This is a genomic window from Teichococcus aerofrigidensis, from assembly GCF_054073225.1.
In genome coordinates, this window is the sequence record NZ_JBSXMU010000066.1 from 1 (window position 1) to 20,716 (window position 20,716).

A 20,716-nucleotide genomic window follows, 5' to 3' on the forward strand; every position below is an offset into this window, starting at 1 on the left:
CTGACGCGCCCGCCAGAAGCCGCCGCGCGCCAGCAGCAGCCCGATCCAGATCGCCAGGCTCAGCAGGCCGAGGAGGAGGGCGGGGCTCATGCGAGGTAGCCGGCGGCGCGGAACCAGGCCAGGGCATCGGCCACGCCCTGCCGCCACGGGCGGTGGCGGTAGCCCAGCTCCCGCTCCGCCCGGGCCGAGGTGAAGAACATGCGGTGGCGCGACATGCGCAGCCCGTCCAGGGTCAGCAGCGGCTCCCGGCCGGTCAGCCGCGCCATGGCCTCGGCGCCGAGGGCCAGCGGGTAGAGCGGCGCGCGCGGCAGGCCGATGCGCGGCGCCCGCCGCCCGGTGAGGCCGGCGACGCCCGCCAGGAACTCGCGCAGCGACAGGTTCTCGCCGCCCAGGATGTAGCGCTCGCCGATCCGCCCCCGCTCCAGCGCCAGCACGTGCCCCTCCGCGATATCGTCGACATGGGCGAAGTTCAGCCCGGTGTCCACGAAGGCGGGAATGCGCCCGCGCGCGGCGTCGAGGATGATGCGGCCGGTCGGCGTCGGCCGGATGTCGCGCGGCCCGATCGGCGTGGAGGGATTGACGATGACCGCCGGCAGGCCGTCCCGCGCCACCATGGTCTCGACCAGCCGCTCGGCCAGGGTCTTGCTGCGCTTGTAGGCGCCGATCGCCTCCTCAGGCCGGAGCGGCGCCGTCTCGTCCACCGACGCGGCCGCGCCCGCCACCTTCAGCGCCGCCACGCTGCTGGTATGGACGATCCGCTCCACGCCCGCCGCCAGCGCCATCCGCATCAGGTGGCCGGTGCCCTCGACATTGGCGCGCAGGATCTCCGCCGGGTCGCGTGCCCAGAGGCGGTAGTCGGCGGCGACATGGAACAGGTGGCGCACGCCGCGCAGCGCCGCGGCGAGGGAGGCCGGATCGCCCAGGTCGCCCAGCACCACCTCGCAATCGACCTGATCGAGATTGGCCCGCGGGCTGCCGGGGCGGGCCAGGACGCGGGGCCGGACGCCCCGCGCGGCCACCGCGCGCAGCACCGCCGAGCCGAGGAAGCCGGTCGCCCCGGTGACCAGCACCGTGTCGCCGGGCGCGAGAAGAATGGGGTTGGCAGGGTTGGGCGCGGGGGGGGCATGCATCGTGTCGGACCTCCGGCGCCTTCAGGGCCTTCGCCGCCGCGGGCGGGTCGCCCCCCGGTCGCCCCTTGGCGGCGCGAGGCGCGACAGGACCTCTAAACGGCATGCCACCGCTTTCGTCAATCGAGCCGCCCGGCTTGCGGCCGCCGGCCGGCCGCGCCACCTGGGCGGGAACCCACCCGACCGCCGGAAGGATCGCCCATGCCGCGCCGCGCCCCGCCGATGTCTCCCAGCCCCGCCCCTGGCCGCCGGGGGCTGCTGGCCGCCGCGCCGGGCCTGGCCCTGGCCCTGGCCCTGGCCCTGGCCCCGCCCCTGGCCCGGCCGGCCCTGGCGCAGGGAGGATCGCCGGCGGCGGTGGTCGAGCGCTATCACGCCGCCCTGCTGGAGGTGATGCGGCAGGCCGACCGGCTGGGCCCGCGGGGCCGCCAGGCCCGGCTGAAGCCGGCGATGGAGGCGGCCTTCGACCTGCCGGCGATGACCCGCATCGCCATCGGGCCGGGCTGGAGCCGCATGACCCCGGCGCAGCAGGCGGCGCTGACCGAGGCCTTCTCGGACTGGTCGGTGGCGACCTATGCCAGCCGCTTCAACGGCTGGTCGGGCGAAAGCTTCTCGGTCCTGGGCGAGAGCGCGCTGCGCAATGGCGACCGCATGCTGCGCACCCGCATCGACCGCCCGCGCGAGGCGCCGGTGGAGCTGGGCTACCTGATGCGCGAATCCGGCGGCGGCTGGCGCATCGTCGATGTCTATCTCACCGGCAGCATCAGCGAGCTGGCCTCCCGCCGCTCGGAATTCGGCGCCCTGCTGGCCGAGGGCGGGCCCGACCGGCTGGCGGCGGAGCTGCGCGCCCGCACGGCGCGGATGCTGGGCGGGTAGAACGGATCCGTCTCCCCGGCGGCGCCGTCAGGGCGCGGCGCCGGGATCGTCCAGCCCGGGATCGTCCAGCACCGCCGGCATCGCCCCCTCGCCTGCGCCATCCCCGCCGAGCTCGGCGGCGCGGTTCTGCTGCCACAGGCTGCGCAGCCGGGCATAGGGGTCGAGCGAGCCTTCGCGCACCTCCCGCAGCGCCTCGATGTTGCGCTCGCGCTGATCGAGCCCCTCGGCGCCACCGCGCGCCAGGGTCCATTCCAGCGGCACCAGCCAGTTCAGCGGATTGGTCAGCACATCGCCCGCCTGCCCCACCGCGTCACGCGCGTTCGAGGGGCCGAGCAGCGGCAGCATCAGATAGGGTCCGTCGCCTATCCCCCAGCTGTGCAGGGTCTGCCCGAAATCGCCCTGGCGCCGCGGCAGGCCGAGCGGCGCCGCGACCTCGAACAGCCCCACCAGGCCCAGCGTGGAATTGAGGACGAAGCGCATCGCCGTGTGGCCGGCATCGGCGAGGCGCGCCTGCAGCAGCGTGTTCACGAAGACACGCGGCTCCTGCAGGTTTCCGAGCGCGTTGTGCACCGCCTGCCGGACCGGCGCCGGCGTGACGGCGCGGTAGCCCTCGGCCAGGGGCAGGATCGCCGCGCGGTCCACCGCCTCGTTGACCGCGAAGACCCGGCGGTTCGTCGCCTCCAGCGGATCGCCCCCGGTGCCGCCGGCGGCGCAGGCGCCGAGGCCGAGCAGCAGCAGCGCGGCGCCGGCCCTCATGCGGCGGGCGGCCGGGCCAGCAGCGCCGGGCGGACGAAGAGGGTGACGAGCAGTTCCCAGCCGAGCGAGATCATCAGCAGCCGCCCCATGCTGGCGGTGCCGGGATGGCTCGACAGCCAGAGCGCGCCGAAGGCGACCGCCGTGGTGAGAGCGCTGAACACCACCGCCCGGGTCAGGCTCGATTGCAGCAGGTCGGTCTCGCCGGCGCGCCAGGCCATGACGAAATAGATGTTGAAGGCCACGCCCACGCCGAAGAGCAGCGGCAGGGCGATGATATTGGCGAAGTTCAGCGGCAGGCCGAGCGCCGCGCAGGTGGCGAAGGTCAGCAGCCCGCTCAGCAGCACCGGCAGCATGGTCAGCGTCACGTCGCGCGCGCGCCGCAGCGCCAGCGCCAGCAGCGCCACCACCGCCAGGGCGGAGAAGAGCCCGGCCTGGAGGAAGGCCGTGACGATGCTGGCCCCCGCCTCGCGGATCGAGATCGGCACCCCCGTCGCATCCGGCGCGACGCGCTGGACCGCGTCGGAGAAGGCGATCAGCGCGGCATTGTCCTCCACGCCGGGCCGGGGGTGGGCCTCCACGCGGTAGCGCCCGTCGCGGGCGATCCAGTCGGCGGCCAGGGCGGGCGGCAGGCTCTCCACCGTCACCGGCCCCGCCTGCAGCAGGCCGCGGATCTGATCCAGCAGGAGGGGCAGCGGTCCGGCCACCGCCGCCTCCGCCCGCCCGCGCATCTCGGGCGTGGCCGCCGCCAGGCGCTCCAGCGCGGCGGCGAGGCGGCGCGCGGCCTCGCCCGCCTCGCCACTGGCCTCTCCCCGCCGCAAGGCCGCCGCGGCCGATTCCAGGCGCGCCCGCAGGGCCGCATCCGTCGCCGGCGGCACCGGCGGGGCCTCCAGCGCCGGCCCCAGGAACATCGCCGCATCCGCGATCAACGCCAGCTTCTCGTCCTGCCGCGCCGGCACGAAGTCGGCCAACGTCAGGGTGCGGGACACCTCGGGCAGCCGCGCCAGCCGCTCGCCCAGCGCCCGGGCCTCGGCCAGCGAGGGGCGCAGGACGCTGATCGTGTTCGGCGTGCGGTCCGGGTCGGCTTCCAGGTCGCGCAGGGTCGCCATGGATTCCACCCGCTCGCTGCGCAGGTGCAGCGGGTTGAAATCGAAGCGCAGCAGGGGCAGCAGGGCGAGGGACAGCGCGGCGAGGGCCAGGGCCGCGCCCAGCACGCCACGGCGCCGGCGGCGCAGGAAGGCCTCGACCGGCGCCAGGCTGGCGAAGCCCGCCTCCGCCCGCCCGGCACGGCGCGGCCGCAGCAGCACCAGCAGGGCCGGCAGCAGGGTGATGCTGAGCGCGAAGGCGATCATCATGCCGAGACCGGCGATGAGGCCCAGCTCGGCCAGGCCGATGTAGCTGGTCGGCAGGAAGGCGAAGAAGCCGGCGCCGATGGCGGCCGCCGAGAGCAGCAGCGCGCGGCCCACGCCGCGCCCCGCCGCCGCCAGCGCCGCCTCGTCCCGGGCGTGGCCGAGCCGCTCGGCGCGGTAGCGGACGCTGAACTGGATGCTGAAATCGATCCCCAGCCCGACGAAGAGGGGGATGAAGGCGACCGAGATCAGGTTGAAGCGCCCCGCCGCCAGCAGGCCGAGCCCGGCGGTGATCACCAGCCCGAGCAGGGTGGTTCCCAGGATGGCGGCGGCGATGCGGATGGAGCGCACCGCCAGCCAGAGGATGCCGACCAGCGCCGCCAGCATGGTGCCGGTGAGCAGCCATGCATCCTCGGCGAGGGTCGCGAACTCCTCGTCGGCCATCGGGACCGGGCCGGTCAGGCGCAGGCTCAGCCCGTGCGCGGCGTCGATGCCGAGGTCGCGCGCCGTGTCGCGGATCGCCGCCGTCGCCGCGGCGCCGGGCTGCAGCGCCGCATAGTCCAGCACCGGCTGCACCAGCAGCACCCGCCGCGTCTGGCGCGGGCCGGGCGGCGCTTGGTCGAGCAGGGCGCGCCAGGAGAAGAAGGCCGGCCGCCCCGCCAGCACCGACTCGAAGGCGGCGGCGAGGCGCCGGAGGAGCGGAAGCGCCGCCCCTTGCGGCATCCCGCCCTGCTGCAGGCCCTGGGCCAGCGTGGCGACCAGGCCGGCCACGCCGTGCAGCGTGGGGTCCGCCGCCAGCGGCCCGAGGAAGGGCTGGGCCCGGATCAGCCCCTGCATCGCCGCCTCGACCTCCGGCAGGGGCAGCAGCAGCACGCCGTTGCGGACGAAGAAGTCATCGCCCTCCGGATCGCGGACGCTGGCCAGCAGCGCGTTCCGCCGCAGGGCAGGCTCCAGCCGGCGCGCAGCCGCCTCCGCCAGCTCCGGCGTGGCGCCGTCGATCACCACGACGACGAGGTTCTGCAGCTGCGGGAAGGCGGCGGCGTAGTCCAGCTCGCGCTGGCGCCAGTCGAGGTCGGTCGAGATCAGCTCGGCCGTGTCGGCGGTCAGCGCGAAATGCCGCGCGGCATAGGCGGCGGCCGCCAGGGCCAGCAGGACGGCGGCCAGGAGCACGAGCCACGGGTGCCGCGCGCTGGCGGCGACGACGCGGCCGATGCGCGAGGCCCGGGCGGGGCGGGAGTGCCTCAAGGCGGGAAAGCCTCAGCTGCGGATGCGGTGCGCGGCGGGGCGCTCAGGCCCGCGCCGCCGCCTGATCCTCGCCCAGCGCCCGGAGCGCGGTCTCGACGATGTCGCGCGCGGCGAGGCCGACGCCCTCATACTGCTTCTTCGGGCTGTCATGGTCGATGAAGGCGTCCGGCAGGGCCATCGGCCGGATGCGCAGCCCGCCATCGAGCAGGCCGCGCCAGGCCAGGTGCTGCATCACCAGCGCCCCGAAGCCGCAGATGGAGCCTTCCTCGATGGTGATCAGCACCTCGTGCTCGCGCGCCAGGCGCTCGACCAGCGCGGTGTCCAGCGGCTTGGCGAAGCGGGCATCGGCGACGGTGCAGGGCAGCCCGCGCGCGGCCAGATCCTCCGCCGCCCTCAGGCATTCCTGCAACCGCGCGCCATAGCTCAGGATGGCCAGCTTGCCGCCCTCGCGCAGCACGCGGCCACGGCCGATCTCCATCGGCGTGCCGCGCGCCGGCACCGGCTCCAGCCCGAAGCCCTCGCCGCGCGGGAAGCGCAGGGCGATCGGCCCCTCGTCGAAGGCGGCGGCGGTGGCGACCATGTGCGCCAGCTCCACCTCGTCGGCCGAGGCCATCAGCACCATCTGCGGGATGCAGCCGAGATAGGCGATGTCATAGGCCCCGGCATGGGTCGCGCCATCGGCGCCGACCAGCCCGGCGCGGTCGAGCGCGAAGCGCACCGGCAGGTTCTGCAGCGCCACGTCGTGCACCACCTGGTCGTAGGCGCGCTGCAGGAAGGTCGAGTAGATGGCGCAGAAGGGCTTCATGCCCTCCGTCGCCAGGCCGGCGGCGAAGGTGACGGCGTGCTGCTCGGCGATGCCGACATCGAAGGTGCGGCGCGGGAAGCGCTTCTCGAACAGGTCGAGCCCGGTGCCGGAGGGCATGGCGGCGGTGATCGCCAGGATGCGCTCGTCCGCCTCGGCCTCGGCGATCAGCGACTGCGCGAAGACCTTGGTATAGGTCGGCGGGCCGGGCGGCGCCTTGGCCTGGGTGCCGGTGACGACGTTGAACTTGGAGACGGCGTGGTACTTGTCGCTGGCCGCCTCGGCCGGGGCATAGCCCTTGCCCTTCTGCGTCACGACATGCAGCAGCACCGGCGCGCCCTCCTCCGCGTCGCGCAGGTTGCGCAGCAGCGGCAGGAGGTGGTCCATGTTGTGCCCGTCGATGGGGCCCACGTAATAGAACCCCAGCTCCTCGAAGAGGGTGCCGCCGGTCAGCATGCCGCGGGCGAACTCGTCGGCGCGGCGGGCGGCGCGCTCGAGCGGCGCGGGGAAGCGGCGGGCCAGCTTGGCCATCACCTCGCGCAGGCTGAGGAAGGGGCGCGACGAGATCAGCCGCGACAGATAGGCGGACATGGCGCCGACCGGCGGCGCGATCGACATGTCGTTGTCGTTCAGCACCACGATCAGGCGGGACTTGATCGCCCCGGCATTGTTCATCGCCTCGTAGGCCATGCCGGCGCTCATGGCGCCGTCACCGATCACCGCGATGACGTGGCGGTCGTCGCGCTGGCCGCCCTTGCGCTTGAGGTCGCGCGCCACCGCCATGCCGAGGCCGGCGGAGATCGACGTCGAGGAATGCGCCGCGCCGAAGGGATCGTATTCGCTCTCGCTGCGGCGGGTGAAGCCGGAGAGGCCGCCGCCCTGGCGCAGGGTGCGGATGCGGTCGCGCCGCCCGGTCAGGATCTTGTGCGGATAGGCCTGGTGGCCGACATCCCAGAGCAGCCGGTCGCGCGGCGTGTCGAAGATGGCATGGATGGCGACCGTCAGCTCGACCACGCCGAGGCTGGCACCGAGATGGCCGCCCGTCTGGCTGACCGCGTGGATGGTCTCGGCGCGCAGCTCGTCGGCGACCTGGCGGAGCTGATCGGCCGAGAAGTTCTTCAGGTCCGCGGGCACCCGCACGCGGTCCAGCAGCGGCGTCTTCGGCGGCTGGTTCGCGGCGGGAGCGGCGGGGGAAGCCGGGGCTTTCGTCATCACGACCTCCGGGCGATGGTGTAGCTGGCCAGCGAGCGCAGGGGATCGGCGCGCTCGCCGAAGCTGTCGAGATGCGCCCGCGCCTGGTCGGCCAGGCGCTCGGCCTGGGCGCGGGCGCGGTCGAGGCCGAGCAGGCCGACCAGCGTCGCCTTGCCCGCCGCCGCGTCCTTGCCGGTGGCCTTGCCGGCCTCCTCGGCGCTGGCCGTCGCGTCCAGGATGTCGTCGGCGATCTGGAAGGCGGCGCCGAGCTCCCGCCCATAGGCGCAGAGGGCGTGCCGCTGCTGCGGCGGCGCCTTGCCGAGGATGGCCCCGGCCTCGGCCGAGACCTCGATCAGCTTGCCGGTCTTCAGCAGCTGCAGCCGGCCGATCGCGGCCTCGCTCGGTGGCTCCTGGCTCTCCTCGGCCAGCATGTCCAGCATCTGGCCGCCGCACATGCCGCGCGGGCCGGCGGCCTGGGCCAGGCGCAGGCAGAGCTCGGCGCGCACGGCGGGGTCGGAATGCGTGTCCTCATGCGCCAGCACGGCGAAGGCCTGCGCCTGCAGCGCGTCGCCGGCCAGGATGGCGGTGGCCTCGTCGAAGGCCCGGTGGGTGGTGGGCTTGCCGCGGCGCAGGTCGTCGTCGTCCATCGCCGGCAGGTCGTCATGCACCAGGGAATAGGCGTGCAGCATCTCGATGGCGGCGGCGACGCGCAGCGCCGAGGTGCGCGAGACGCCGAACTGCGCCGCCCCCTCCAGCACCAGGAAGCCGCGCATCCGTTTGCCGCCGCCGAGCGCGGCATAGCGCATGGCGGCATAGAGGCGGGCCTCCGCCCCCTCCTCGGCCGGTAGCAGCGTGTCCAGCGCGTGCTCGATCTCGGTGGCGGCGGCCTTCAGGAGCGCGGGCAGGCCGGCGGCGACATTGGGTGCGGAGAGACCGGAGGACATGGGCTCAGGCCATGTCGCGCAGGCTGGCGGCGCCGTTCGGCCCGGCGACGATGGCCTGCACCTTCTGCTCCGCCTCGGCCAGACGGGCCTCGCAATGGCGGCGCAGGGCGGCGCCGCGCTCGTAATCGGCGATGGCTTCCTCCAGCCTCGCCTGACCGCCCTCCAACCGCTTCACGATGGCATCCAGCTCGGCCAGGGCGGCCTCGAAGGACAGGGAGGCGACCTCCGGCGGCTCAGACGACGTATCGGACATGGGGCAGGAACCTCGGGGTACTGGTGTCAGTCGTGCATCAACGCACGCAGGTGGCCGGCGGTGCAGGAGGCCAGCGCCGGCAGATCATAGCCGCCTTCGAGCGTCGAGACGACCCGCCCACCGGCATGGCGGTCGGCGAGGCGGCAGATTTCCCCGGTCAGCCAGGCGAAATCGGCCTCGCGGACGCGGAGTTGCGCCAGCGGATCGCGGGCATGGGCGTCGAAGCCGGCGGAGATCACGATCAGCCCGGGCCGGAAGGCGTCCACCGCCGGCAGCAGCCGTTCCGCCCAGGCGGCGCGGAAGGCGGCACCGTCCGAACCCGGCGCCAGCTCGGCGTTGAAGACGTTCCCCACGCCGCGTTCCCCCTCCGCGCCGCTGCCGGGATAGCAGGGGAACTGGTGGCTGGAGGCGAAGAGGATGCTGGGGTCCTCCGCCACCGCCGATTGCGTTCCATTGCCGTGATGCACGTCGAAATCCAGGATGGCGACGCGCTCCACACCATGCGCGGCCTGGGCGTGGCGGGCGGCGATGGCGGCATTGGCGAAGAGGCAGAAGCCCATCGGCCGGCGCGGCTCGGCATGGTGTCCGGGCGGCCGCACGGCGCAGAAGGCGCGCTTCACCTCGCCGCGGCAGACCGCGTCCACCGCCGCGATCCCGGCCCCGGCGGCGCGCAGCGCGGCCTCGGCGCTGCCGGCGCTCATGCCGGTGTCGCCGTCGAGGGGGACGATCTCCTCCCCGGCCGGCCGGATGGCCAGGATGGCGCGGATGTAGTCCTGCGGGTGAACCAGGCCGAGCTGGGCGGCGGTCGCGGGGGGCGCCTCCTCGCGGATCAGCCCGGCGAACTCCTCGGCCTCCAGCGCGGTCAGCACGGCGCGCAGCCGGTCCGCGCATTCCGGATGGTCGGGACCGTTGGAATGGTCCAGGCAGGCCCGATGGGTGACGAGCAGGAGGCTCATCCGGATGCCTTATCCTCCCGCTTGCGCAGCGTGAAGCGGTAGAGCCCGGCCGCCTCGCTGAAGGAGACCAGGGCATGGCCCGTCTCGCGGCTATAGGCCTGGAAATCCTTCACGCTGGCGGGGTCGGAGGCGAGCACCGTCAGCCGCGCCCCGGGCGGCAGGCCGCGCAGCACCTTGTTGGCCTTCAGCACCGGCAGGGGGCAGGTCAGGCCCTGCACGTCGAGGGTGGTTTCGCTCATGCCGGGACTGGACCACCGGAGCCGGGCGGAAGCAAGCGCCGCCGCGTGAAGTCCCGACGCCTCCGCCGGCCTTCAAATCCCTGTCAACGCCGCCCGTCCTCCGGACACGGGATTCCTCCCCAGGCCGCCCGACCGGTGATAAGGCCGAAGGGATAGGCCGGCGGGGCAGTCCCGTGGCCGCAACGCGCCACGGAGGCCCTCAATGCTCCGCACCGTCAACCGCATCGGCAAGGATACCACGCTCTGCATGTCCCTGGCGGCGCGGCCGGGCAATTTCGGCACCCGCTTCCACAACCACCTCTACGCGGCGCTGGGACTCGACTACCTCTACAAGGCCTTCACCACCCGCGACCTGCCGGGGGCCATCGGCGGCATCCGGGCGCTCGGCATCCGCGGCTGCGCCGTGTCGATGCCCTTCAAGGAGGCCTGCATCCCCCTGCTGGACGCGCTGGCGCCCTCGGCGGCGGCGATCATGTCGGTCAACACCATCGTCAACACCGATGGCCACCTGGTCGGGCACAACACCGACTACGCGGCGGTGGCCGAGCTGCTGCAGCGGCACGGCGTGGCGCCGGAGACCCGCTTCGCGGCGCGCGGCAGCGGCGGCATGGCCAAGGCGGTGGTCTCGGCGCTGCGCGACAGCGGCTTCCGCCAGGGCACCGTCATCGCGCGGAACGCCGAGGCGGGGCGCGCCCTGGCGGAGGGCTGCGGCTATGGCTGGCGGGCCGGGCCGGAGGGGGCGTCGGGGGAACCGGCGGAGATGCTGGTCAACATCACCCCCATCGGCATGCAGGGCGGCCCGGAGGCCGAAGGCCTGGCCTTCCCCGGGGAGGCCATCGCCGCCGCCCGCATCGTCTTCGACGTGGTGGCCCTGCCGCCCGAGACGCCGCTGATCCGCGCCGCCCGCGCGGCGGGCAAGGCGGTGATCACCGGCGCCGAGGTGATCGTGCTGCAGGCCCTGCGGCAGTTCGTGCTCTACACCGGCGTCACGCCGGAGGCGGAGCAGGTGGCGGCGGCGGCGGCCTATGCCCGGGCCGGCTGATCCGGTGGCGGGCGGGCCGCGCGCGGGCCACCGGCTCGGCATCGACCTCGGCGGCACCAAGACGGAGATCGTGGCGCTGGACCCGGGTGGCGCCGTCCGGCTGCGCCGCCGCATCGTCACGCCGCCGGATTATGACGGCATCCTCGCCGCCATCGCCGGGCTGGTGCGGGCGGCGGAGGCGGAGCTGGGCCAGGGCGGCGCCAGCCTCGGCCTCGGCATCCCCGGCAGCCTCAGCCCGGCCACCGGCCTGGTGCGCAACGCCAACACGCAGTGCCTGAACGGCCGCGCCCTGGATCGCGACCTGGAGGCGCGGCTCGGCCGCCCGGTGCGGCTGTCGAACGACGCCAACTGCCTGGCGCTGAGCGAGGCCGCCGATGGCGCCGGGGCCGGGCACGCGGTGGTCTTCGCCGTCATCCTCGGCACCGGTGTCGGCGGCGGGGTGGTGGTGGGCGGGCGCCTGCTGGAAGGGCTCAACAGGGTCGGCGGTGAATGGGGCCACACCCCCCTGCCCTGGATGACGCCCGGCGAGTTCCCCGGACCGCGCTGCTGGTGCGGCCAGCAGGGCTGCCTGGAGACGCTGCTCTGCGGCCCCGCCCTCGCCGCCGACTGGAAGGGTGCCGGGGCGCGCGATGCCACCGGCATCGAGGCCGCCGCCGCCGCGGGCGATGCCGCCGCCGCGGCCGCGCTGGAGCGCTACGTGGGCCGGCTGGCACGGAGCCTGGCCGCCGTGGTCAACCTGCTGGACCCCGAGGTCATCGTGCTGGGCGGCGGCCTGTCCGGCCTGTCGCGGCTCTATGCCGAGGTGCCGGCGCGGGCCGCCGCGCATGTCTTCGGCGATGTCGCGCGGATGCGGCTGGTCCCGGCGCGGCATGGCGATTCCTCCGGCGTCCTCGGCGCGGCGCGGCTCTGGGACGGGGCCGGCTGAGGCCGGCGGCCCGCCGGGCCGGGCGACGGCGGATTTCCTCTCGACAATTAAATGTACGATGACATGATGAGAGGAGCGCATTTTGAAGGAATCCTCCATGTCCATGAGCCCCCAGGAGATGGCGCAGCGGATCGGCAGCGGCCTGCTGTCCTTCCCGGTCACCCACTTCACGCCCGAGCTCGCCTTCGACGAGGCGCCCTACCGCGCGCATGTCGGCTGGATGCTCGGCCATGGCCCGGCCGGGCTCTTCGCCGCCGGGGGCACGGGCGAGTTCTTCAACCTCTCCCCGGGCGAGATCGCCACGGTGGTGAAGGCCGCCGTGAGCGAGGTGGGCGGCAAGGTTCCCGTCATCGCGCCGGCCGGCATGGGCACCGCCATCGCGCAGGAACTCGCCGCCTCGGCCGAGGCGGCCGGCGCGGACGGCCTGCTGCTGCTGCCGAACTATCTGGTGAATTCCGAGCAGGATGGTCTCGCCGCGCATGTCGAGGCGGTGTGCCGGAGCACCCGGCTCGGCGTCATCGTCTACAACCGCGACAATGCCATCCTGAACGAGGACACGCTGGCGCGGCTTTGCGAGCGCTGCCCGAACCTGGTCGGTTTCAAGGATGGTGTCGGCGACATCGAGTTGATGACGCGCATCTACGCCAGGATGGGCGAGCGGCTGACCTATGTCGGCGGCCTGCCCACCGCCGAGACCTTCGCCCTGCCCTATCTGGAGATGGGCGTGACCACCTATTCCTCGGCGATCTTCAACTTCGTGCCGGACTTCGCCAACGACTTCTACGCGGCGGTGCGGCGCAAGGACGCGGCGGCGGTGTATCAGGGCTTGCGCGACTTCGTGCTGCCCTACATCGCCCTGCGCAACCGGCGGAAGGGCTATGCCGTCTCCATCGTCAAGGCCGGCTGCGCCGCCGTGGGCCGCCCCGCCGGTCCCGTGCGCCCGCCGCTCACCGATCTCGACGCGGCGGAGATGGAGAAGCTGGAGGTGCTGATCGCCCGGCTGCCGAAGAGCCTGGCCCGCGCCGCCTGAGGCGGCTCCGGGGATGGCCCAAGGGGAAAGGCGCGGCCCTTCCCCTCGCGGCCGCCTTCGCCGACAGGGTGGCCGGGGAGAGGCCCCGGCCCCCGCTCAGCCCTTCGCCGTCGCCACCGCCGCCTTCGCCGCCGTCAGCAGGATGCCGCTGTCGTTGGAGATGGTGACGAGCTTGAAGCCCATGCCGATCATCTTCCGGGCATAGGCCGCGGTGCCGTTGTGCAGGCCGACGGCGATGTTGCGCTTGCCGCATTCCTCCAGCACGCGCTCGTAGATCTTGAGGATCTCCGGCTCCTCGCGGTCCAGCCGCGGCGCCAGCCCGTAGGACAGACCGAGGTCCGAGGGGCCGATATAGACGCCGTCGACACCCGGCACGTCGAGGATCGCCGGGAGGTTGTCGATCGCCTCCTTGGTCTCGATCATCGGGATCACCGCGATGTCCTTGTTCGCGGTGTCGAAATAGGTGCCCGCCTCGCCGTAGATCCCGGCGCGGATCGGGCCGAAGGAGCGCGTGCCCTCCGGCGGGTAGCGGCAGGAGGAGACCAGCTGGCGCGCCTGCTCCGGCGTGTTGACCATCGGGCAGATCACGCCCATGGCGCCGGCATCGAGGATCTTGCCGACGATGCCGGGCTCGTTCCATGGCACGCGGGCCATGGGCGTCACGCCGTGCGGCTGCATGCCCTGGAAGCAGCTCACGGCGGAGAGATAGTCCTGCACGCCGTGCTGCATGTCGACGGTGAGGCTGTCGAAGCCGGCCTGGGCCATGACCTCGGCGCTGTAGCCGTTGGGGATGGCCAGCCATCCGTTGACAAAGGCGCGGCCCTGCGCCCAGGCGTCCTTCAACTTGTTCGCCATGTTGGGATTCGTTTCCTTTCCGTTGTCTCACGCCGAGCGGAGAGGATCGACGCTAGGCCCCTCACCGGGAAGCGTCAACGCGGCGCCGGGCCGGCGGGCGCGAGACCGGTCAGGCCGGGGTTTCGCCGCTTTCCACCGCCCGCGCCGCCGCGTCCAGCAACGCCACCAGCCGCGCCACCTCGGTCTCCGGCAGCGCCCCCGACAACTCCCCCTGGGCCATGCGCAGGCGCAGCGCCAGGCGCAGGTTCTCCATGGCGCGCAGCAGCGGCGCCGGAGGTCCGCCGGCCCGGCGCGCGGCCAGCCGCTGGCGCAGCGCCGCCAGGGCCGCCGCCTCCGAGGACAGTTCGGCCCGGCCGGCCTCGGTCAGGGCATAGGTCTTGCGGCCCTCGGCCTCGGTCACGCTGGCCAGGCCCATCTCCTCCAGCAGGGTCAGCGTCGGATAGATCACGCCGGGGCTCGGGCTGTACTCGCCGCCGAACTGCGCCTCGATGGCGCGGATCACGTCATAGCCATGCCGGGGCTGCTCGGCGATCAGCGACAGCACCAGGAGGCGCAGCTCGCCCTGGTCGAAGCGCCGCCGCCGGCCGCCGCCGCCGCGATGCGGGCCGTGCATTCCCCTCGTCTCGCCGAAGGGGTGGTCGGGGCGCTGCCGGCGCAGCCGGTCGCCCGCGTCGTGTGACCGGCCATGGCCACGGCAGGGATGGAAGGAATGATGATGATGGTGGGGCCTGTGGCGCCCCGGGATATGATCGCTCATGATGCATCTAAGATATATCTAGATAGGATCTTCGCAAGAGGTCCCGCACGAAGCTCCACGCCCCCTGGCCGACCGCCCCGGCGGAGCGTAACCTGCCCCGCCATGTCCCCCACCACCGCGCCGCGCTGGCGCCTCGCTTCCGAGACCGGGCTTCTGAGGGAGGTGCTGGTCTGCCCGCCCGACCACTATCGCTGGGTGCCGACCAACAGCATCGTGCGCCGCACCCTGGCCGATGCGCGCCAGGCCCCGGCCCGCGCGCACCTCGCCGCCCAGCATGCCGAGCTGGTCGCGGCGCTGGAGCAGGGCGGCGCCACCGTGCACCGCCTGACGCCGGAACCGCACCTGCCCTACATGGTCTTCACGCGGGACAGCGTGGTGGTGACCCATCGCGGGCCGGTGCTCTGCCAGCTGGAACGGCCGCAGCGGCGCGGCGAATATGCCGGGCTGATCGACTTCCATGCCGCCCATGGCAGCGAGTTCTGGCGCAAGTCCAGCGCCGGCACGCTGGAGGGGGGCGACATCCACATCCTCCGCCCCGGCCTCGCCGTGATCGGCCATTCCGGCGGTCGCACCGACGAGGCGGGCGCGGAGCAGCTCGCCGGCTGGCTGCGCGCCGAGGGCTGGGAGGTGCGGCTCGAGCCCTTCGACGAGCACTTCCTGCACCTCGACGTGCTGTTCTGCATGGCCGCCCCCGGCCTCGCCGTCGCCTGCACCGAGGTGCTGGACGAGGACTTCCTCGCCTGGCTGCGCCGGCACGGCATCCGCTGCCTGCCCGTCTCCTATCGCGAGGCCATGCGGCTCGGCTGCAACATCGTCGCCCTCGGCGGCGGCCGCGTCGTCTCCTCACGCGACAGCACGGCGCTGAACGCCGCCCTGCGCGCCGAGGGGCTGACGGTGCTGGACCCCGAACTCTCGCTCTTCACCCTGGGCGGCGGCGGCCCCCATTGCCTGACCTGCCCGCTCTCGCGGGAGGAGGACACCCCATGACCATCGACACCCACCCCCTCGACACCGTCCTGGCCGCCGCGCGCGCCTTCCTCGGCGACCGCCTCTCGACCAATGCCTCGATCCGCGAGCAGCACAGCAAGGGCGAGGACGCCAACCCGCCGGTGCTGCCCGACGCGGTCGCCTTCGTGGAGACGACGGAGGAGGTCTCGCGCCTGCTGGCGCTGTGCAACGCGCATGGCGTGCCGGTCACGCCCTTCGGCGCCGGCACCAGCCTGGAGGGGCATGTCGTGCCCGTCCGCCGCGGCATCAGCCTCGATCTGTCGCGCATGACCGCCATCCTGGAGGTCGATCCGGAGGACATGGACTGCCTGGTGGAGCCCGGCGTCACCCGCCACCAGCTGAACGACCACCTGCGCGACCAGGGCCTGTTCTTCCCGGTCGATCCCGGCAGCCACTGCACGCTGGGCGGCATGGCCGCCACCCGCGCCTCGGGCACCAATGCCGTGCGCTACGGCACCATGCGCGAGGCGGTGATGGGCCTCGAGGTCGTGCTGGCCGATGGCCGCGTCATCCAGACCGGCGGGCGCACCCGCAAGGCCGCCAATGGCTACGACCTGACGCGGCTGTTCGTCGGCTCCGAGGGCACGCTCGGCGTGGTGACCAAGATCCGGCTGCGGCTGCAGGGCATTCCGGAGGCGACCACCGCCGCCGTCTGCCAGTTCGACAGCCTGGCCGCCGCGGTCGAGACCGTCATCATGACCATGCAGGCCGGCATCCCCGTCGCCCGCATCGAGCTGGCGGATGCCGACCAGATGCGGGCCTCCATCGCCTATTCCAGGCTGCCCTACGAGCCGCTGCCGACCCTGTTCCTGGAGTTCCACGGCAGCCCGGGCAGCGTGCGCGAGCAGGCCGGAGCGGTCGAGGCGCTGGCCAGCGAGATGGGCGGCAAGGGCTTCGCCTGGGCCGAGGATGCCGAGACGCGCAACCGGCTGTGGAAGGCGCGGCACGACGCCTGGTGGGCGGCCAACGCGCTCTGGCCCGGCTGCCGCGGCATCACCACCGATGTCTGCGTGCCGATCTCGAAGCTGGCCGAGGCCATCGTCAGCGCCAAGGAGGCGGCGGTGGCGGCGGAGCAGAACACCTGCATCGTCGGCCATGTCGGCGACGGCAACTTCCACTGCGTCATCCTCTTCCCCGCCGACGACCCGGAGGGGCTGGAGAAGGCCTGGGCGCTGGACCGGCGGATCGTCGCCCAGGGCCTGGCGCTGGGCGGCACCTGCTCGGGCGAGCATGGCATCGGCCTCGGCAAGCGCGAGTTCCTGGAGCAGGAGCACGGGCCGGAGGTGCTGGCGGTGATGCGGGGCCTGAAGGCCTCGCTCGACCCCCGCGGCATTCTCAATCCGGGCAAGCTGTTCCTGAACTGAGCCGGCAGCGGGCCGGCACCCGCCGCCGGCCCGCGCGAGATTAAATTCCGTACATCATATTATGCCGTTGGCGTGACCAACGGTGGATGACAGACGCGACCCTCTGCCGCCAGAATGCGGCTCGCCCGGCACCCCAGAACCGCCGGCTCTGTCCAAGGGAGCAGCCGTCCACCGATGATCCGTCGTCAATTGCTGGCAGGAGGCAGTCTCCTCGGCGCCTCCGCTCTCGCCGCCCCGGCCATCGCCCAGCCGGCTCCGGAGATCCGCTGGCGGCTCGCCAGCAGTTTCCCCCGCTCGCTCGACACCATCTACGGCGCGGGCGAGCATGTGGCGAAGCGGGTCGCGGCCCTGACCGACAACAAGTTCCAGATCCGCGTCTTCCCGGCCGGCGAGCTGGTGCCCGGCCTGCAGGTCGCCGATGCGGTGCAGGGCGGGACGGTCGAGGCGGCGCACACCGCCTCCTACTACTTCGTCGGCAAGGACCCGACCTTCGCCTTCGACGCCACGGTGCCCTTCGGCCTCAACACCCGGCAGATGAACGCCTGGATGCATCAGGGCGGCGGACGCGAGGTGCTGAAGCCCTTCTTCGAGGGCTACAACATCGTCTCCATCCCGGCCGGCAACACCGGCGCGCAGATGGGCGGCTGGTTCCGCAAGGAGATCAAGACCGTCCAGGACCTGAACGGGCTGAAGATGCGCATCGCCGGCATCGCCGGCAACGTCATGCAGAAGCTCGGCGTGGTGCCGCAGCAGATCGCCGGCGGCGACATCTATCCGGCGCTGGAGAAGGGCACGGTCGACGCCGCCGAATGGATCGGCCCCTATGACGACGAGAAGCTCGGCTTCAACCGCGTCGCCCCCTTCTACTACTATCCGGGCTGGTGGGAGGGCTGCCTGAACCTTTCCCTCTATGTCAGCAAGGCGAAGTACGAGGAGCTGCCGCCCCTCTACAGGGAGGCGCTGGAGAGCGCCTGCCGCGACGCGACGATCGAATCCATGACCAAGTACGACGTGCAGAACCCGGTGGCGCTGCGCCGCCTGATCGCCGCCGGCACCCAGCTCCGGCCCTTCCCGCGCGACGTCATGCAGGCCGCCTACAAGGCGGCCTTCGAGCTCTATGACGAGATCGCGCAGAAGAACGCCGACTTCAAGAAGGTCTATGACCACTGGAAAGCCTTCCGCGAGACCGAGTATGGCTGGTTCCGCGTGGCCGAGAACAGCTTCGACCAGTTCGTCTACGCCATGTACGGCCAGGAGGCGCAGCAGCGCCGCTGACCCGAACCTCCGGCCCGGCGGCATGGCGCGCCGGGCCTTCCACCGGTAACCCGAGATAAGGAATCTTCCCCGCATGGCTGCCCTGCTTGGCTTCAGCCGGGCGATGGACCGGGTCAGCGCCGCCTTCGGCGTGATCGCCTCCTGGATGGTGCTGCTCTCCTGCGTGATCAGCGCCGGCAACGCGACCATTCGCTACGGCCTCAATTATTCCTCCAACGCCTGGCTGGAGGTGCAGTGGTATCTCTTCGCCGGTATCGTCATGCTCGGAGCCTCGGTCACGCTGCTGAAGAACGAGCATGTGCGGGTCGATCTGGTGTTCGGCAATCTCGGGACGCGCGCGCGGCTCTGGGTGGATGTGCTCGGCCTGATCTTCTTCCTGCTGCCGGCGATGAGCCTGCTGGCCTGGATGACCTGGCCCTTCTTCCTCGACAGCTGGCAGCGCATGGAGGAATCCTCTAACGCCGGCGGGCTGATCCGCTGGCCGGTGAAGCTGCTGTTGCCGGTCGGCTTTCTGCTTCTCAGCCTGCAGGGCGTCTCCGAGCTGATCAAGCGCATCGCCCTGCTGCGTGGCCTCCGCCCCGAGGGGGAGGTGGTGGTCGAGTACCATCGCCCCGAGCAGTGACCTTTCCCCGAGACGCGGACCCGCACCTGCCATGCTGACCCTCGAGATGATGCCGCCGCTGATGTTCGGCGGCCTCGTCGTATTCCTGCTGATCGGCTTCCCCGTGGCCTTCTCCCTGGCCGCCGTCGGGTTGTTCTTCGGCTTCCTCTCCATCGAGCTGGGCTTCTTCACCCCGGCCTATCTGGGCAACCTGCCCTTCCGGGTCTTCGGCATCATGTCGAACGACCTGTTGCTGGCGATCCCCTTCTTCACCCTGATGGGCGCCATTCTGGAACGCTGCGGCCTCGCCGAGGATCTGCTGGAGGGCACCGGCCAGCTCTTCGGCAAGATCCCGGGCGGTCTGGCCTATGCCGTCATCCTGGTGGGCGCGGTGCTCGGCGCCATCACCGGCACGGTCGCCGCCTCGGTCATCGCCATGGGCATGATCAGCCTGCCGATCATGATGCGCTATGGCTACGACATGCGCATCGCCACCGGCGTGATCGCGGCCTCCGGCACCATCACCCAGGTCATCCCGCCCTCGCTGGTGTTGATCATCCTGGGCGACCAGCTCGGCAAGAGCGTGGGCGATATGTATGCCGGCGCCATCGGCCCCTCGATCCTGCAGGTGCTGCTCTTCGTCGCCTTCATCTTCGCCACCGCGATCTTCCAGCCCCACAAGGTGCCGCCGCTGCCGCCCGAGGCGCTGGCGCCGCGCGGCTGGCCGCTCTACTGGCGCGTCCTCAAGGGCATGGTGCCCTCCGTCGTGCTGATCTTCCTGGTGCTGGGGACGATCTTCATGGGCCTGGCGACGCCGACCGAGGCCGGCGCCATGGGCGCGGTCGGCGCCGTCGCGCTCGCCGCCATCAACGGCCGCCTCACCTGGGCGCTGGTGCGCCAGGCGATGGACAACACCATGCGCATCACCTGCATGGTCATCTTCATCCTGGTTGGCTCCACCGTCTTCTCGCTGGTCTTCCAGGGTGTCGATGGCAGCCTGTGGATCGAGCACCTGCTCTCGCACCTGCCCGGCGGCCAGACCGGCTTCCTGATCTTCGTCAACATCTTCATCTTCTTCCTGGCCTTCTTCCTCGACTTCTTCGAGATCGCCTTCATCGTCGTGCCGCTGCTGGCGCCGGTGGCCGCCAAGCTCGACATCAACCTGGTCTGGTTCGGCGTGCTGCTCTGCGTGAACATGCAGACCAGCTTCATGCACCCACCCTTCGGCTTCGCGCTCTTCTACCTGCGCGGCATCGCGCCGAAGACGGTGAAGTCGAGCGACATCTACTGGGGTGCCATCCCCTGGGTGGGGCTGCAGCTCATCCTGGTCGCCATCGTCATCTTCTGGCCGGAGAGCGTGACCTACTGGCTGGACACCGGAACCGGCGTCGACCCCGCCTCAGTGCGCATCGAGGTGCCGATGCCGGACCTTCCGGCGGAGGACGCGCCGATCATCTTCAAGTAGCCGGCGGGCGGGAAGGCGCGTCCTCCCCTCCCGCCCCTCTCATCCCGGCAGCGGGCCGCCCTCGCCGGCGGCCCCGGCCGCCAGCCCGCTCCGGTCCTCGCGCGCCACGGCCAGGCCGAGCAGCGGCGCGAACTTGAAGCCGTGCCCCGAGAAGCCGCTCATCACCACCGCATGCAGCCCCAGCGGCGCGACGATGAAGCGCTCATCCCCCGTCACGTCGTAGTAGCAGGCGCGCGCGCCGAGCACGCGATAGGCCGCGGCCCCGGCCAGGCGCGGCCGGGCCAGGGCCAGGATGGCCTCGGCCTCCGCGGCGCCGGCCTCGCGCGCGTCCTCGGCATCGCCCTGGCGGGAGAAGCGATGGTCGCCGATCTTCAGCGGCGTGCCGGCCACCGGCGGCACCGCGTAGAAGCCGCTGCCCTCGGAGAGATCGAGCAGCATCGGCGCCGCGGCCCAGGCCGCCCGCCAGGCCGGCGGCGGCTCCAGATAGACCACGATCTGACGCGAGGGCACAACACGCCCGGCCAGGCCCGGCACGAGGCGCGGCGCCCAGGGGCCGGCGGCCAGCACCAGCAGGTCGGCCTGCCGCGTCGCGCCATCGGCGAGGCGGAGCGAGGCCCGGGCGGGATCCACCGCCACGGCGCGGCCCGGCTCGATCGCGACGC

The 20,716-nt window shown here is 72.6% G+C and carries 20 protein-coding genes; 9 read left to right on the forward strand and 11 right to left on the reverse strand.

All coding sequences use genetic code 11. From position 1 onward, the window contains the following. Positions 1-86: 86 nt before the first annotated feature. A complete protein-coding gene (gene hpnA, locus ACVMLK_RS13880) occupies positions 87-1,130 on the reverse strand; it encodes a hopanoid-associated sugar epimerase (protein WP_457486715.1) in 1,044 nt (347 codons plus the stop codon). Positions 1,131-1,328: 198 nt separating this feature from the next. Between hpnA and ACVMLK_RS13885 the strand changes: the two genes are divergently transcribed. Next, entirely contained in the window at positions 1,329-2,000 is a 672-nt protein-coding gene (locus ACVMLK_RS13885) for an ABC transporter substrate-binding protein (RefSeq protein ID WP_457486716.1), read from the forward strand. 27 nt (positions 2,001-2,027) lie between these two features. Here ACVMLK_RS13885 and ACVMLK_RS13890 read toward each other — a convergent pair whose 3' ends face one another. Genes ACVMLK_RS13890 through ACVMLK_RS13920 form a run of 7 tightly spaced genes read right to left on the reverse strand, consistent with a single transcriptional unit; the run spans position 2,028 to position 9,732 of the window. Beyond that, positions 2,028-2,756, reverse strand: a complete 729-nt coding sequence (locus tag ACVMLK_RS13890) for an MlaA family lipoprotein (RefSeq protein ID WP_422922079.1) — start codon at positions 2,754-2,756, stop codon at positions 2,028-2,030. Beyond that, positions 2,753-5,347 carry an MMPL family transporter gene (locus tag ACVMLK_RS13895; RefSeq protein WP_422922080.1) on the reverse strand — a complete coding sequence of 865 codons (2,595 nt, stop codon included), beginning with the start codon at positions 5,345-5,347 and terminating at the stop codon, positions 2,753-2,755. The genes ACVMLK_RS13890 and ACVMLK_RS13895 overlap by 4 nt, the downstream gene beginning before the upstream one ends. A gap of 43 nt (positions 5,348-5,390) precedes the next feature. Next, positions 5,391-7,361, reverse strand: coding sequence for a 1-deoxy-D-xylulose-5-phosphate synthase (gene dxs, locus ACVMLK_RS13900; protein ID WP_198367614.1), 1,971 nt, complete (start codon positions 7,359-7,361; stop codon positions 5,391-5,393). Beyond that, positions 7,361-8,284, reverse strand: coding sequence for a polyprenyl synthetase family protein (locus tag ACVMLK_RS13905; protein WP_457486717.1), 924 nt, complete (start codon positions 8,282-8,284; stop codon positions 7,361-7,363). Before ACVMLK_RS13905 ends, dxs begins: the two co-directional genes overlap by 1 nt. Before the next feature lie 4 nt (positions 8,285-8,288). Then, complete coding sequence (locus ACVMLK_RS13910) at positions 8,289-8,537, reverse strand: exodeoxyribonuclease VII small subunit (RefSeq protein WP_198367616.1); 249 nt, start codon at positions 8,535-8,537, stop codon at positions 8,289-8,291. A gap of 26 nt (positions 8,538-8,563) precedes the next feature. Further along, positions 8,564-9,493 carry a histone deacetylase family protein gene (locus ACVMLK_RS13915; RefSeq protein ID WP_422922084.1) on the reverse strand — a complete coding sequence of 310 codons (930 nt, stop codon included), beginning with the start codon at positions 9,491-9,493 and terminating at the stop codon, positions 8,564-8,566. Then, positions 9,490-9,732: a sulfurtransferase TusA family protein gene (locus ACVMLK_RS13920; RefSeq protein ID WP_198367618.1), complete on the reverse strand. Its 243-nt coding sequence runs from the start codon at positions 9,730-9,732 to the stop codon at positions 9,490-9,492. The genes ACVMLK_RS13915 and ACVMLK_RS13920 overlap by 4 nt, the downstream gene beginning before the upstream one ends. Before the next feature lie 202 nt (positions 9,733-9,934). Here ACVMLK_RS13920 and ACVMLK_RS13925 point away from each other — a divergent pair, with 202 nt between their 5' ends. From ACVMLK_RS13925 to kdgD, 3 genes are all read left to right on the forward strand, one after another. After that, a complete protein-coding gene (locus ACVMLK_RS13925; RefSeq protein ID WP_198367619.1) occupies positions 9,935-10,774 on the forward strand; it encodes a shikimate 5-dehydrogenase in 840 nt (279 codons plus the stop codon). Further along, positions 10,758-11,699 (forward strand): ROK family protein, encoded by a 942-nt coding sequence (locus tag ACVMLK_RS13930; protein ID WP_457486718.1) that lies wholly within the window; start codon positions 10,758-10,760, stop codon positions 11,697-11,699. The genes ACVMLK_RS13925 and ACVMLK_RS13930 overlap by 17 nt, the downstream gene beginning before the upstream one ends. 97 nt (positions 11,700-11,796) lie before the next feature. After that, the gene (gene kdgD / locus ACVMLK_RS13935) at positions 11,797-12,729 is read left to right on the forward strand and encodes a 5-dehydro-4-deoxyglucarate dehydratase (RefSeq protein ID WP_457486719.1); all 933 of its coding nucleotides are present in this window, start codon (positions 11,797-11,799) and stop codon (positions 12,727-12,729) included. A 96-nt stretch (positions 12,730-12,825) separates the two neighbouring features. Here the strand turns inward: kdgD and ACVMLK_RS13940 are convergent, their stop codons facing one another. Beyond that, positions 12,826-13,584, reverse strand: coding sequence for an HpcH/HpaI aldolase family protein (locus tag ACVMLK_RS13940; RefSeq protein ID WP_457486720.1), 759 nt, complete (start codon positions 13,582-13,584; stop codon positions 12,826-12,828). A 109-nt stretch (positions 13,585-13,693) separates the two neighbouring features. Continuing rightward, the gene (locus tag ACVMLK_RS13945) at positions 13,694-14,341 is read right to left on the reverse strand and encodes a PadR family transcriptional regulator (protein WP_457486721.1); all 648 of its coding nucleotides are present in this window, start codon (positions 14,339-14,341) and stop codon (positions 13,694-13,696) included. Between the two features lie 102 nt (positions 14,342-14,443). Between ACVMLK_RS13945 and ACVMLK_RS13950 the strand changes: the two genes are divergently transcribed. The 5 genes from ACVMLK_RS13950 (at position 14,444) to ACVMLK_RS13970 (ending at position 20,054) form a co-directional block, all read left to right on the forward strand. Then, positions 14,444-15,328, forward strand: coding sequence for a dimethylarginine dimethylaminohydrolase family protein (locus ACVMLK_RS13950; protein WP_457486722.1), 885 nt, complete (start codon positions 14,444-14,446; stop codon positions 15,326-15,328). Then, positions 15,325-16,713 (forward strand): FAD-binding oxidoreductase, encoded by a 1,389-nt coding sequence (locus ACVMLK_RS13955; protein ID WP_457486723.1) that lies wholly within the window; start codon positions 15,325-15,327, stop codon positions 16,711-16,713. Before ACVMLK_RS13950 ends, ACVMLK_RS13955 begins: the two co-directional genes overlap by 4 nt. 174 nt (positions 16,714-16,887) lie before the next feature. Continuing rightward, on the forward strand, positions 16,888-17,988 hold the full coding sequence (locus ACVMLK_RS13960) for a TRAP transporter substrate-binding protein (RefSeq protein WP_198367625.1): 1,101 nt from the start codon (positions 16,888-16,890) through the stop codon (positions 17,986-17,988). A 73-nt stretch (positions 17,989-18,061) separates the two neighbouring features. Continuing rightward, positions 18,062-18,610 carry a TRAP transporter small permease subunit gene (locus tag ACVMLK_RS13965; RefSeq protein WP_422922089.1) on the forward strand — a complete coding sequence of 183 codons (549 nt, stop codon included), beginning with the start codon at positions 18,062-18,064 and terminating at the stop codon, positions 18,608-18,610. 31 nt (positions 18,611-18,641) lie between these two features. Then, positions 18,642-20,054 (forward strand): TRAP transporter large permease, encoded by a 1,413-nt coding sequence (locus ACVMLK_RS13970; protein ID WP_198367627.1) that lies wholly within the window; start codon positions 18,642-18,644, stop codon positions 20,052-20,054. A 39-nt stretch (positions 20,055-20,093) separates the two neighbouring features. On the opposite strand, the gene ACVMLK_RS13975 is transcribed toward ACVMLK_RS13970, so the two are convergent. Continuing rightward, a partial coding sequence (locus ACVMLK_RS13975) for an FAD-dependent oxidoreductase (protein ID WP_457486724.1) occupies positions 20,094-20,716 on the reverse strand: 623 nt, incomplete at its 5' end.